Origin of the sequence: Paenibacillus sp. FSL R5-0470 (assembly GCF_037975205.1) — a bacterium.
Lineage (GTDB): Bacteria > Bacillota > Bacilli > Paenibacillales > Paenibacillaceae > Paenibacillus_AQ.
Map to the genome: position 1 here is coordinate 6,235,521 of NZ_CP150238.1, position 13,476 is coordinate 6,248,996.

Sequence of the window (13,476 nt, forward strand, 5' to 3'; positions counted from 1 at the left end):
CCTGACAAATATAGTAATCTACCGACAATAATTATAACATAAAACCTCCCTGAGAGGAGGTGACGTTTCAGGGAGGTTTTTACAGATGTGGTTTAGATTTCGTGTTTCTTTCTCTCTTTTATCGCAGCTTGTATATACTCCCGCTTCTTTTTTAGCGCAGGGAGCTGAGTGAAAAAGGACTTCCACGCTGTAATTAACTGTGGCTCTCTCAGAAGCATATAACCATGAGCTGCAATTTCATAGGGGAGAGAAATGAAGATTGTCTTTAGCATAGTTCGAGTCGGTTCATTCTTGTAGATCATTTTGTAGCGGTTAATGTAAGATATTCGTCGGATGAACAACGGCTTCGTGTTACGACCAGACGTTTTCCAGCCACGTTCGTGATACCCGATCGCCTCAGCATCATAATATCCCCGCCAGCCGAATAACTCCGCCCTCCAAGCCACATCCACATCTTCCTTATAAGCAAAAAAGTCTGCATCAAAGAACTCACTATCAACACTTATGTCGTTGATCATCCGTCGAGAATACATCGCAGCCGCTCCAGATACACCGAATACAAGACCCGATTGTGTCCATTGGTCAGCTGGCTCACCCGCACCGCGATCAAACGCACGCCGTGCTCTGTTCATACGAAGACCTGTGCTATCTACTAGCCCATGATCTGCCTTTAGCAAAAGCTTTCCTGTCGCGCTACCGATTAACGGATTCCCCTCCATCAGTGTGATTAGTCTGGAGATATAGTCTGGAGCCAGCGTAAGGTCAGGGTTAAGGACGAGCACGTAATCTGTTTCCGTAACGGCAATCGCTTGATTGTGGGCTGGGGCGAAGCCTGTGTTAAGCTCATTCTCCAGAAGGTCAATTGTTGGATATTGCTTTATCTCCCTTGCGGAGTTAATAGCTTCATGCCCCACCAAGAATGCAGCGGGTGAGTCCGAGTTAAACTGGTGATAGAACGTTCTGACCTTATCCGCCGAACCATCAGTTGAAGCGTTGTCCACTACGACAATTTTTTTGACCAAATAGTCCTGTGCCATTACTGCCTCTATACAATCTATGATGTCGTCAGCACTATTATAGGTGACGATATGTACACTTACTGTTTTGTTATTCATGAGTATCCTCGACTTTGTAATTTCTTGTTAACTACACATTCCCTTCTTATTATAACGAAAGAATACAAAAAACTCCCGTATCGTTATAACCGATTTGGGAGTTTCAATTGCTACTATCTTATTCTTTTAGCTCTAAGAGGAAATCTCTCAGGCCCTCACGCCAAGGTCGAATATCCTCAAATCCATTCGTACGTATCGACAGATGCTCCATCACCGAATTCCGAGGACGCGGTGCAGGTCTTGGGAACTGTTCCGTAGCACAAGGTTCAAGCTTTGCGGTGAATTTCAAACCCAAAATATCCTCAGCCTCTGCAAAGATCGCCTGTGTAAATTCAAACCAAGTACATGAGTCGCTATTTGACGCATGGTATACACCATACTTCTCAGTTTGGATAAGCTCTAACAAAAATCGAGCTAAATCAACTGTATAGGTAGGCGAACCTTTTTGGTCATCTACGACTTGAAGCAGTGGCTTTTCTTGACCAAGCTTCAGCATTGTTTTGACAAAGTTATTCCCGTATTTACCGTACACCCATGATGTGCGTACGATGAAATACTTAGAGGAAAGGGATTGAACTAACACTTCACCCGCACGTTTCGATTTACCATATATACTCTTAGGTTCTGTATTATCATACTCATGGTAAGGCTGTACTCCCAAACCATCAAATACGTAATCCGTACTAATGTACACCAGCTTAGCTCCAGCTTTTTCAGAAGCTAGCGCTACATTTCGACTGCCCGTTGCATTAATTAAATAAGCTGCATCGATGTCACTTTCTGCCGCATCTACTGCTGTATGCGCAGCACAATGAATGACAGCATCCGGTCCAAACTCACCAATAACCTGGATACACTGATCCAGATCGGTGATATCCATCTCCTGACGGTCGCAGCCCATTACTTGGTGACCTTGATGCTGGAGTAGTAAAACTACGTCCTGGCCTAGTTGTCCGGCCGCGCCTGTAACAAGTACCTTCAGTTGAGCCATTATAGAGATTCTCCCAAACGATCGCCATATTGTAATTCAGCGTACTTCTGGTATTCCCCAGATTGAATGCGAGTCCACCATTCGCGGTTATTGAGATACCATTGGATGGTTTCTTTAATACCTGTTTCAAACGTATGTTTCGGCTTCCAACCCAGTTCGTTCATAATCTTGGTAGGATCAATTCCATAGCGGCGATCATGACCCGGACGGTCTTGAACATAAGTAATCAGTGAATCAGGTTTGCCAAGTTCCTGCAATACTGTGTTCACGATATGCACATTTGTACGTTCGTTATTGCCACCAATGTTGTATACTTCACCGTTCACGCCCTTGTGGATAACCAAATCAATCGCGCTGCAGTGATCCTCAACATACAACCAGTCACGGATATTCATCCCATCGCCATATACAGGCAACGCTTGATCCGCAAGTGCGCGGGAGATCATAAGCGGAATAAGCTTCTCAGGGAATTGGTACGGGCCATAATTGTTCGAGCAGCGGGTAATGTTCACTGGCAGTCCGAATGTCTCATGGTATGCACGTACAAGCAAGTCGCCACCAGCTTTACTTGCCGAATATGGACTGTTCGGAGTCAAAGGAGTTTCTTCAGTAAACAAACCGGTTGCTCCAAGTGATCCGTATACCTCATCCGTAGAAACCTGAACGAATTTAGTAACACTGTATTTTTTCGCCGCATCCAAAAGTACTTGTGTTCCAAGCACGTTCGTCTTCACAAACACTTCTGGCTCCAAAATACTCCGATCCACATGCGATTCAGCCGCGAAATTTACCACTACATCAACACCTTGGCTAAACAAAGCATCCATTGCCTGTACATCTGTAATGTCTGCTTTTACGAACTTGTGGTTCGGATGATTTTCAATTGACTTCAAATTCTCCAAATTACCTGCATATGTCAACGCGTCTACGTTAACGATTTGATAATCAGGATGTTGTTGCAGCATGTATAATACAAAGTTGCTGCCGATAAATCCGGCTCCACCGGTAACTAGCAGTTTCATTTATAGCCCACCTTTTGTTCAATGAAATGTTATGTTTATAATTCGAAGTTAAGTTCCGCGTCCATCAGTACAGGATGACGTTGATCTTTATCCGATAATATCGGACTAGAAGTCGGCCAATCAATACCTAACGCTGGATCATTCCATAATATGCCGCGATCATTCTCAGGGGAATAATATTCGTCCACCTTGTATAACACTTGGGTATTAGGGACCAACGTGCAGAAGCCATGCGCGAAGCCTTTAGGTACAAGCAGTTGGCGTTTGTTATATTCGCTAAGTATTACTCCGACCCATTGACCAAATGTAGGAGAATTACGACGAATATCTACGATTACATCATAAATAGCTCCAGTTAGAACACGGATCAATTTCGTTTGAGCTTTGGGATTCAGTTGGTAATGCAAGTCACGTAATACCCCAACCTCTGCGGAGAGGGATTGGTTATCTTGGATAAACTGATAGTTAACACTAAGCTTATGCATGATTTTTTCGTTGTAGCTTTCCATGAAAAATCCACGGTTGTCGCCGTGGACTACCGGTTCTAGTAGGCTAGTTACTCCCCACTATTAAGACTACACTTCAATTCGAAATCACCAACAACACGGTTAAAGTTATTAATTCCCCCAACGTTCAACATTGTATATCTTGGTACAAATTTTATCAAATTTAATATCATTATCTTGAAGATATTGTTTGTATTCTTCAATGTCTTGATCCCTGCCTTGAAGTTCGGGAGATACTAGACACAATTTATATCCCCACTCCTTCAATTTAGAATAGTTCTCTTTATTAATAGGTAATTTCGTAAAGCAATCAACCCATACCCATTTCACTTTCCCCTTCATAGATAAAAGGGTATCTAATCCTTCGTATTCCGAGAAACGCAGTGCGATATTCGTCTCCCTCTGATTACTGAGAAGATAGATCATCGGAAAGGTACTATCCAGAAAGAAATAATCCTTTATTTTATATTTTCGCACTAATTCTAATACTCGATGTTCAATTCTTTCACTTTTTACATTTAAAATTAAAGTTCCATGTTGATAATCTCGCAAGAAATCCTCTAAATTCTCTCCGTCTACGTAGGGATCATGATGTAGTACCAAGCGTTCACCCAAATCGCGAATATCAATTTCTACACCGTATTGGGTCGGAATATTTTTTAACTCTGCAACCGTATTAATACGATGAGCGATGTACATTTTTCAAATCCCCTTTAAGCTTTTTACTGAAATTCAAAGTTCTTTTAATGAATTTATACTTTGCACCCATACCTGTATTCCAACTCGATTCTCCATTCAATCGTTCAGGAAATACAACCTTAAACCGAATTATATCTATATTCTGTTTTCGTGCCATGTATAACGAATACAAGTCAAGCGAGAAATCATAAGGTGGTGAATCCCATGATGCAAAATATGAAGAGTGAAATATATTAGGCTGCGCATTGATATCATACAATCGTTCTTGAAGATATATAGTTTCAAAGACACTCATAGCTGTAGTAAACAATTGATCAAAGAATGGCCTTTTCTTCCGATCACCTTTGACATAAATATTAGATGGGCTTCCCTTTTCCTCTATAATAGTTAGAGCTCTAATAACATCATAAGGATCAGTTTGCATATCAGCATGTGTCCATCCGAGATATTCACCTTTAGCCTCTTTTAAACCTGAGATTATTCCAAAACCATAGCCTTGATTAATCTCCACATGAACAATTCTTGCAAATGGATAATCATTTATTAATCTCTCCATAAGTTCCTTACTACCATCACTTGAACCGTTGTTGACCAATATTACTTCAATGTCCGGCCTTTGAATTACTTTTTCGAACTTCTCCAAAATTAAACTAATATTCTTCACTTCATTGTAACAAGGAATGATCACCGACAACTTTATCATTTTTGAACACCCACCATTTCTGACCGATAAAATTCAGTAACATACTTGTGCCTGTCGCTACTAAAAAAGCTATCATATACATTGATGGAAATAGACTCAAAGTTAACTTATTCATTAATATATTTATTGATAGAGTACCTAAATACAGAACACTAAACTTCCATATATGAGATGAAGTATTTTGAGTAGCTTCAAAAGTCCACAATTTATTTAGCAAAAATGAAATTCCAGCACCGCAAAGAAAGGACATTCCCTTAGAAATGGACGTTGACCATATATTTAATAAAAGATAGTAGATAAAACTATCGGTTAATACTGCTGAACAACCCGTAACACCAAAACGCATTAATTGCTTCTTTAATGTCATTATTCATTTTCCTGTTTAAAAGTAGTGTATTTAATTTCAAGTCCTGGAAGAGCATCTTTATCTAAAGTGACTTCTTGATCTAGTGTATAAGGGTGCCATTCCCACTTGTGAAAGAAACTCTGCCAGTATTCATAGGTTCTTAGATCATTAGGTGTACCCCACCCAACATATTGATCCAACTCGAATACTTTCGCATTGTATCCTAAATCTATTGCTTCATTTATCAAACTATCTACGTAAAACTCATTATTAATACGAATGTTTTTCGTATACAGTTGATCAAGTGATTCCTTGAAAATTTTAACGTTTTTAAAATAGAAACTACCCACAACTGCATGATCATTATAAGGATCATCACTTATTGGGCTTTTTACATGAACATGTTTAATAGTCTGGTCTTCCTCAATATCTATCCATCCATACATCTGAGGATAACGTTCACTCGAAACATGATGTCTAAAACTGAATACAACAACATCTACATTAGGATCTTTAATTAATGTTTGAAAACCATCTTGATTCCAGATCATTCCATTGTCGCAGGCGCCAATTAACAGTGAATCCTCTGAATCAATATACTTAAGTCCCAGTTCACAAGTACAAGCTTGCCCTTCAGTTAGAGACTCTACAGTAACTATAGTGGCGTCTGGATATACCATTTTAAGTTCCTCTTCCAAAGGATAGGCATCTAAATGAGATTTTTGACAAAGAAATACTTGTTTGCCTGTCTTAGGCAAGCTCTGGGAAGCCTGAATAATCATCGGTTTTCCAGATACTTCAATTAAAGGTTTGGGGTCCTCATATCCTTCTTTTACAAATCGGCTTCCTGCTCCAGCTAACGGCATTAATAACGTTGAATGCGGAACAGTTTTATCCTCTTCATTTGACTCTATTATATTTCTGAAATAATTAGACCATGCTTTATACTCTTGTACGTCTTGTGGAGTACCCCATTGCAACATATGCTGAACATTGTAAATTGAAGTGCGCAGACCATCACGGTTTAGCAAATTGTACACCAAACTAACGTAATACTCACCATTCAAATTAACATCTTCATCTAATAATGCCTGAAAATACTTTTTGACGTATGATCCACATCTAAAATAATATGTACCAACTGAGGCGTATTCCTCCATGCGATTATTTGTGAAAGGTTCTTTTTCCTTAATTTCGAGCATCCATTGTTCTTCATCACGCATAAATGCATAGTTTGTGGACCCTAACATATGTGGATGAAAACCCTTATATGCAGGAATAGCTCCATCTGCTTTCCTATTACGAGTATGGTTTAGGAAATCAGCATAATTCCAAAACACACTAAAATCACAATAGTTAACAATAACTTCTTCCTCATCATTTAGAAGATTAAAGATTTGCGTAACCGCATATACAGGTCCTTTTTTATGTGGTTCAATTTCAATTATTTTCGCCGCAGGTGCGATACGCTCTAATATAGCTCTCATATTGGTAGTTGTTAGATGATTTGAATTACATATAAAAGTAAAGTTCGATTCTCCCGGAAACATATTGACTACATGTTCAATAATTGGGATGCCATCAACCTCAATTAATGGCTTTGGCTCTGAATAACCAGCATCAATAAATCTCTTACCTATTCCTGACATAGGGATAATAATTTGCACTTCATTCACCTGCTTCTATAGTTTTTGTCTATATTTTTCTGCTTCCCAATTTCCCAGATAACGAATTTCATCGATTTCAAGACTGTTTACTCTCTCTTTCACGGAGTTCACAATAATGAGGTGGAACTTAAATACTTCTTCAATTTCTTTAGCTTTTCGTATGTTATTAGCAATAAAGAATACCATGGAGTTATAAATAATTACCTTCGGAAGCTCAAGATTTTGTTCAAAATAATCATAAACACATTGGGAGTCCAATGTCTGCAGAAACAGTACTCTTACACCACAGAATACATACCCATCCGGACAAAAAGGGCTTATTTCTAAATTAGCTCTATTTTCAGATAACTTAGTAACGATTGTATCCTCACTTAAATATGCTATATATTGCGTATTACCAACACCATTTATTAATTTTGAAATTTGATTAGTATATTTATAATGCGAAAAATTCACATTCTCATTTCTCTCTAATATTGATAAAACTTCTTCATTTAGCTCACATACCTCTTCCATATGATCGCCGCTAATAATAAGTCCGTGATTTTGCAAAAATACTATTCCTGGGTCCTTTTTATTCTTTAATCTATAGTTTTGAAGTTCATTAAACATAGATAGAGCCAACTCAATCCCTGGTGTCTCATAAGGAACATATAGAGCCCGATCACCAAATAAGGCATGTAACTTCGAATTCCATTCTTTCTGACAAGTAATCATATTAACTACAATGGGGTGTGTATGAAGCGTGAACTTATATAGAAGTGAGTGTAAAAAAGTTTCAATTGACGGTCTCGATAAAGGACTACACAACGCATTGCTCACTAATTGAGCAGCGTACTCTTCTCTCTGACGTTTTTCAACTATTTCTTCAAAAGCAGGATCACTTAGAGCTGCTACTATCTTAAGATGATCCAGTGTAGCAAATCCTCGATCTTGCTCCACGTCAGATAACAAGAATCCAGATGCTTTAATTAGCATTTGCCCATTATCCAATTTAACTGAGGAATTACCTCCACCTGCTTGAGTCAAGTCAAACCGCTCACCAGCATACTTTGACATCTTCACGAATTCCAATAAGTCTTTCATTCTATTTACCTCCTATTTACAAATACTAATTCATCAAATGATTTAAATGAATGAATGTTTTCGGACAGTTCCACATCTTTTAATAATGGATTATACCAAAAAGCTTCTATATTCAATTGTTGTGCTCCAAGGATGTCTTTTTTATAATTATCACCGATCATACATAATTCAGTGGTCTTTAAATCCATCTTTTGAGCTGCCAGCATAAACATATAAGGATGGGGCTTCTCTCTACCGGCTTCTTCGCTAGTGACTAAATAATCAATATAGGGTTCTAGATTCAACTTTTTAAGTTTACGGTGCTGGATATGAGCTGTCAGATCAGTCAATATACAGATTTTTTTATCTCTAATAGAATCCAAAAAATCATATACAAAATCATTAACCTGAATGTGATCTAGTAGTGTAGACCAATAATATTCATATGTCTCTAATGAGAATTTCACTGGGTGTACACCCCATATTTCGTACATACGCTGGAAGTATAATAATCGATTATGAGAAGATGCGGTTGTATTTAACTCTGTATTTATTTGACTCCGAGCAATAGAAAACACTTTAGATACTTCTTCAATGCTTACATGTTGCGACTTAGAAACCTGATCAAATGTATATGCCAAAGCAATCTTGTTAACAGATTTATAATCATACAATGTATCATCAAGATCTAGTAAAACTCCTTTGAAATCCATCAAGAACGACGTTCCTCCTTCAACTTTTCACTGATCATCAATAAAATTAACAACTGAACTATACCTCTGTAATCAGAGTGCCAAATGGATACATCTAATATAATTTCCTCTCTATTTTGAATGATTTTATCCGCTATACTTTTAAAGTCAATTTCCCTCTCCTCTTGATCAATAATGAAAAATTGAGACTTCAAATCTTCAGAATAGTCATGTTCAACAGCGATGTTCTGAATTGATAATTCATCCAATAAATCTTCCATATTTAAATTGGAATCAACAGTTAATTTTAATTTCAGATTTGGTACACAGTCAACATTCCCCACTTCTAGTAATTCCTCTGTAAAATAACAGATTACGAGATCGGCAAATTGTTTTTGCGGCCAGATATACTTTTGGGCATCTACCATACGTTCCTCAATACTTTGAATAACTTTTTCTTTCGAATATCCTCTTTTTTTTGTATCACGAAGTACTTTCCAATGTCTTCTTAAATTTTCTTCAGTTTCTAAGTAAATCTTCAGATCTAAAGCTTTACGCATTTTTGGAAGATAAAATGGATGAAGTCCACTAACAATGACATAGTCTTTCGATTTTACTTTTCGAGGATTCGTAAACCCACCTGTACCATGATCATATTCAACACGTTCAATAGATTCACCACGTTTTAATGCCATTATATCTTCAGATTGCCGATGAAGGTAATTAGCTTTAGGATTTAAATGTGTTAGCTGTTTCCAATTCTCATTACCACGTTCCCATTTGTGATCACCGTCACCTTCAATCAATAAAATATCTTTATCATGAAGTAACTTGTAAATATCATCAAGTAATATGCTTTTTCCTGAACCACTATCCCCACCAATACCTATAAGCAACGGTGAGTTTTTATATTTATAAATATCATTGTTTTTCAAACCGTATCGATATGAAAAGTAAATCGATGCTAGTAAGCTTCCTTCAAGTAAAGTGAAACTCAAATTCCCCCAAGAGTCTATATCAGATTTTAAATTTATAGATTGACCATAAAATGTTATGTCATTCAAAGCAGAATGATGGTATACCATAAAATAAACTAAATAGGTTACCGATAACACTAGATTTAATAACAAAGTATATTTAGTATTAGTTTCTACTTGATTAATGAAATAAATAGAAATATAGGGAATGATCCATATGTACCATGCCGGCATAGGTGGAACCAACAAAATGAAGACCGAAAATAGTAAGCCGACAAAGCTAAATAATAACTGAGGATTGATCTTCTTATAGACCATAAACCTTAGGTATATCGAAAATACAGCCAACGGAGCTAAGTACAACTTTAAGTTCCCAAATGCAAAATAAATAGCAAATATTTGACTCTGCTCCTTGTTTTTTAACACGTATTCTCGGAACGCTTCAGCCCCAATAAATGGGGCACAAATAATTAGGAAGACTAGTATAGTAGCACCTAGATAATATGATACGTATGTAACCTTTTTGCGATAATGAAATAAATAAATAAGAACTAATGGAAGAGCTGCAATGACATGGAATTTAATGGCGATAGCAAATCCGAATACGATAGCTGATGATTTCCAATGCTCCTTAATTAATAGATATAAAGAGAAAAAAAGTACTGCAGTAGGTAACAGATCTAGTTGTGAATGTATATAAAAGGCATAGAAAACAATGGGTGATGCAAAATAATACAATAGTACTTTATCCTTCTTTAATGGATATAGTTTAACAAGAAGAGCATAGATAAATACATCAGATAATAGCCCGGGAAGTTTCATTAAAAAATTATCCACTATCAACGGCAAATCTAGATGTGCTCCTGGAAAATAAAATAACGATAATATATATAACATTAATGGTGGATATGGAAATGGGTTATCAAAATAATTAATCTCATAGAAATGCTCCCATGGATTATTCAGATATGTTGTGAAATATTCAACAAATGGTTTGAATAACTCATCTTGGTACCCTGAAGAGAATAATATCATAACTATTATTTTTAAAAATAGAATGATTAAGAACCAGTTATACTTTTTAAAGTGCATCACCTTTATACCTCTTATTCAGTGTTTTATATTTTCCCAAAGAAGATTACTTTAGGGTTGAATAGTACAACTTCAGAATTATTCTCATCATAAAACTTAATGTGGTCTATATTTAAGAGCTTATCAAATTTATAATACCCATAGCGATCAGTTGAATCAGACGTTTCAATCGTCTCGCCAATTACACCGCCTTCGCTGTCATAGGCAATAACTTTGATCTTTCTATTCCACGGATTAGATTTGTCTAGTAATAATCCACTTACCTTCCGTGTATTACTTCCTGGCACTAAATTGTTTACATCAATTTCATGAGTCCCTATGGAATCGTTGATTTCTAGAGGGGGGTAAAAATCTGTATCTGGATTACATATGATCCAAGGATACGGATTAACTGCTAAACATCCCCCATTTTCAAATTGTCCATAATTATCCTGCCAATTTGAAAATGAATAATTCTCATATTCATATATATCCTTGGCATTGAAACCACTAAAACTATAAGTTAAAACAATTAATACCCCTATAATGAACTGCTTTCTTTTAGATTCAAATAAATTAATTAACCAAATAAAAATACCTAGAAACACAAATATATTACTGAATATAAAATGCCTGTTGTACGGTACATTAAACTGTATATTCCAAACAGCCGAGTCTTTGATATATGGAACAGTCAAGGACATTACAACTGACATCATTGCTAGAAGCTGGGTACTAACAATAAAATATATAACTTTTTTACTAAGTAATTTTCTACTATAGTAAATCGCAACTACTGTCAAAACTATCAGACAAATTGTAAGTGTATAATATGTAACTAAGCTACTTTGAAAAAAAGCTAACTTGAAAAAAATATGATATAAGTTCTTTATATAAAGAACGCTACCTTGAATCGCCATATCAAGTATACCTTTATCAACAGATTCTGATTGGGCAGTCCAAGTAGATCTATTAGTTATTACCACAATAAGTTGCATTAACATAGAGATACAGGAAGTTAAATAAAAGATTGAAGATTTATGGTTTTTTTTCATTAAATTATAAATTAGAATAACTCCATAAAACGGCGCAAATACTATAAAATAAGCTTTTGACGACAACACAAGGAAAAAGAAGATATTTAAAACGACGAATTTAAATTTACCAACCTTTTCTATATTCAAAAACATAATAAATAAACAAGGTATTACTCCTAAATAGGAGAAATTAATAAAAGTATAGAGTTCATAATCATGAAATAGACCCAAGCCAAGTACTAAACCTACGATAAATCGTAAGAAATCAGAAGAAATTAGTCCCTTGAAATAACGCAGACTAATACTAGAAGCGAATATGGCAATAAAAAATACTGCGATTGATTGAGTTATAATTGGAAAGTAAATCCCCGCATGAAACACCTTAACTACTACTAATGTAATTAATCTAGTTAATAACGGAAGATAGCCTGCATCTAGTTGTTTGAGGTTTGTAATCCATCCATTGTTTGATGCTCCCATATAAAAATTCGTCGCAGCTTCAGCCCATGGTTGATTCCAGATAGTTAATGATGGGAAGCGATATATGGTAATAATAATGATTAACATAATACTTATTAAAAAATAATAATTCACTGTAGAACTTTTTATATTCATGATTTTAAAACAGATAAGTATATAAAGGCAGGTGAATAAAAAGAGAAATAATAGAGTCCATTCTGTGCCACTATAAATCTCTTGATGTAACAATCCGTATTCTTTATGTTCAGTACCATCAACTATAACCGTCCCCTGTGAAGCATCTTTAGTTAGTGCCACTGTGACAGCGTTACCGTTCGTTGCTCCCTTGGGGGATATTAGGAGAATGGCATTCCCCGCCTTAAAATTTTTATCATCAAATCTTATCTTTTTAAATGAATTATCTTTTAATGAACTAGCATCTAAACTAACGACTTGTTCAGTTTCGTCTTGGATCAAGGATATCTCTAACTGAGAGGTATTACTTCTCTGATAGGTTGCAAAAAAAATGTTAAATTCAACAAATTGTTGTGTGTAGCCCTCCGGAATAATGATATCCTGTTGAATTACTCTAGCGGAAGTCAGTTCCCCTGTTAATTCTAATTCCGTTAATTGATTCTGCATAAATATCTTTGATGTAAAAACATTCCGACTACTACCAATTAAAAACACGATCATTATTCCAATAAACACAATAAAAAGGAGTAATGCTTTACTCCTTTTTAGCTTATGCAAATAAGCCATATACACACCCCTTGTTAAAATCACATCAGATTATACAAAGTTCACTATTACGAGATTCTATATATAGCAGGCAGGCCTCTAATTTTGGACACTTCGCGACAGAAGATTGAGCAGACGTCATATTTCATCGAACTTGCTGTGCTTCAACTCTCATATTGATTACCGCTAAGTTTATTGTATAATGCTTAGTCTGTAAGTCCTCAAAGTGATTAGGTGGCTTTATTGATAGGTTTTAAAATTCACTACTCTCTATTTATTAAAGTTTCAATATTCCAAACTCCGAACAATTTGATTTTCATCTATTTTAGGCACGCCAAAACACTTAAGTTCAGAACCTTCTTGTAACAAAATTATCGCAACAATT

General features: G+C 36.0%; 11 protein-coding genes and 1 pseudogene. All 12 read right to left on the reverse strand.

The genetic code is table 11. The annotated features are described in order from the left end of the window. Positions 1-92: 92 nt before the first annotated feature. The 12 genes and pseudogenes from MKY99_RS27790 to MKY99_RS27845 all read right to left on the reverse strand — a co-directional run bounded on the left by MKY99_RS27790 (position 93) and on the right by MKY99_RS27845 (position 12,992). Positions 93-1,115, reverse strand: a complete 1,023-nt coding sequence (locus MKY99_RS27790) for a glycosyltransferase family 2 protein (RefSeq protein WP_339267451.1) — start codon at positions 1,113-1,115, stop codon at positions 93-95. A gap of 118 nt (positions 1,116-1,233) precedes the next feature. Further along, the gene (gene rfbD, locus MKY99_RS27795; protein WP_339271811.1) at positions 1,234-2,097 is read right to left on the reverse strand and encodes a dTDP-4-dehydrorhamnose reductase; all 864 of its coding nucleotides are present in this window, start codon (positions 2,095-2,097) and stop codon (positions 1,234-1,236) included. An 8-nt stretch (positions 2,098-2,105) separates the two neighbouring features. Continuing rightward, positions 2,106-3,128: a dTDP-glucose 4,6-dehydratase gene (rfbB, locus tag MKY99_RS27800; protein WP_042192239.1), complete on the reverse strand. Its 1,023-nt coding sequence runs from the start codon at positions 3,126-3,128 to the stop codon at positions 2,106-2,108. Between the two features lie 35 nt (positions 3,129-3,163). Continuing rightward, positions 3,164-3,679: pseudogene (rfbC, locus tag MKY99_RS27805) on the reverse strand (dTDP-4-dehydrorhamnose 3,5-epimerase); the annotation flags it as partial. Positions 3,680-3,745: 66 nt separating this feature from the next. After that, positions 3,746-4,333, reverse strand: a complete 588-nt coding sequence (locus MKY99_RS27810) for a hypothetical protein (protein ID WP_076286919.1) — start codon at positions 4,331-4,333, stop codon at positions 3,746-3,748. Beyond that, positions 4,311-4,997, reverse strand: a complete 687-nt coding sequence (locus MKY99_RS27815; protein ID WP_339267454.1) for a glycosyltransferase — start codon at positions 4,995-4,997, stop codon at positions 4,311-4,313. The genes MKY99_RS27810 and MKY99_RS27815 overlap by 23 nt, the downstream gene beginning before the upstream one ends. A gap of 1 nt (position 4,998) precedes the next feature. After that, entirely contained in the window at positions 4,999-5,403 is a 405-nt protein-coding gene (locus MKY99_RS27820; protein ID WP_076286920.1) for a GtrA family protein, read from the reverse strand. Continuing rightward, a complete protein-coding gene (locus tag MKY99_RS27825; protein WP_339267457.1) occupies positions 5,403-7,058 on the reverse strand; it encodes an NTP transferase domain-containing protein in 1,656 nt (551 codons plus the stop codon). The genes MKY99_RS27820 and MKY99_RS27825 overlap by 1 nt, the downstream gene beginning before the upstream one ends. A gap of 6 nt (positions 7,059-7,064) precedes the next feature. Continuing rightward, positions 7,065-8,135 (reverse strand): class II aldolase/adducin family protein, encoded by a 1,071-nt coding sequence (locus tag MKY99_RS27830; RefSeq protein WP_339267458.1) that lies wholly within the window; start codon positions 8,133-8,135, stop codon positions 7,065-7,067. Positions 8,136-8,140: 5 nt separating this feature from the next. Continuing rightward, on the reverse strand, positions 8,141-8,827 hold the full coding sequence (locus tag MKY99_RS27835; protein WP_339271813.1) for an HAD-IA family hydrolase: 687 nt from the start codon (positions 8,825-8,827) through the stop codon (positions 8,141-8,143). After that, positions 8,827-10,875 carry a hypothetical protein gene (locus tag MKY99_RS27840; protein WP_339271815.1) on the reverse strand — a complete coding sequence of 683 codons (2,049 nt, stop codon included), beginning with the start codon at positions 10,873-10,875 and terminating at the stop codon, positions 8,827-8,829. The genes MKY99_RS27835 and MKY99_RS27840 overlap by 1 nt, the downstream gene beginning before the upstream one ends. A 26-nt stretch (positions 10,876-10,901) precedes the next feature. After that, positions 10,902-12,992, reverse strand: a complete 2,091-nt coding sequence (locus MKY99_RS27845) for a hypothetical protein (RefSeq protein WP_339267459.1) — start codon at positions 12,990-12,992, stop codon at positions 10,902-10,904. Between the last annotated feature and the right edge of the window lie 484 nt (positions 12,993-13,476).

Excerpts from the sequence above, each read along its gene's own strand:
- MKY99_RS27790 (WP_339267451.1), bottom strand. The coding sequence starts at position 1,115 with ATGAATAACAAAACAGTAAGTGTACATATCGTCACCTATAATAGTGCT.
- MKY99_RS27830 (WP_339267458.1), bottom strand. The coding sequence starts at position 8,135 with ATGAAAGACTTATTGGAATTCGTGAAGATGTCAAAGTATGCTGGTGAG.
- MKY99_RS27820 (WP_076286920.1), bottom strand. The coding sequence starts at position 5,403 with ATGACATTAAAGAAGCAATTAATGCGTTTTGGTGTTACGGGTTGTTCA.
- rfbB (WP_042192239.1), bottom strand. The coding sequence starts at position 3,128 with ATGAAACTGCTAGTTACCGGTGGAGCCGGATTTATCGGCAGCAACTTT.
- MKY99_RS27835 (WP_339271813.1), bottom strand. The coding sequence starts at position 8,827 with ATGGATTTCAAAGGAGTTTTACTAGATCTTGATGATACATTGTATGAT.
- MKY99_RS27810 (WP_076286919.1), bottom strand. The coding sequence starts at position 4,333 with ATGTACATCGCTCATCGTATTAATACGGTTGCAGAGTTAAAAAATATT.
- MKY99_RS27845 (WP_339267459.1), bottom strand. The coding sequence starts at position 12,992 with ATGCAGAATCAATTAACGGAATTAGAATTAACAGGGGAACTGACTTCC.
- MKY99_RS27840 (WP_339271815.1), bottom strand. The coding sequence starts at position 10,875 with ATGCACTTTAAAAAGTATAACTGGTTCTTAATCATTCTATTTTTAAAA.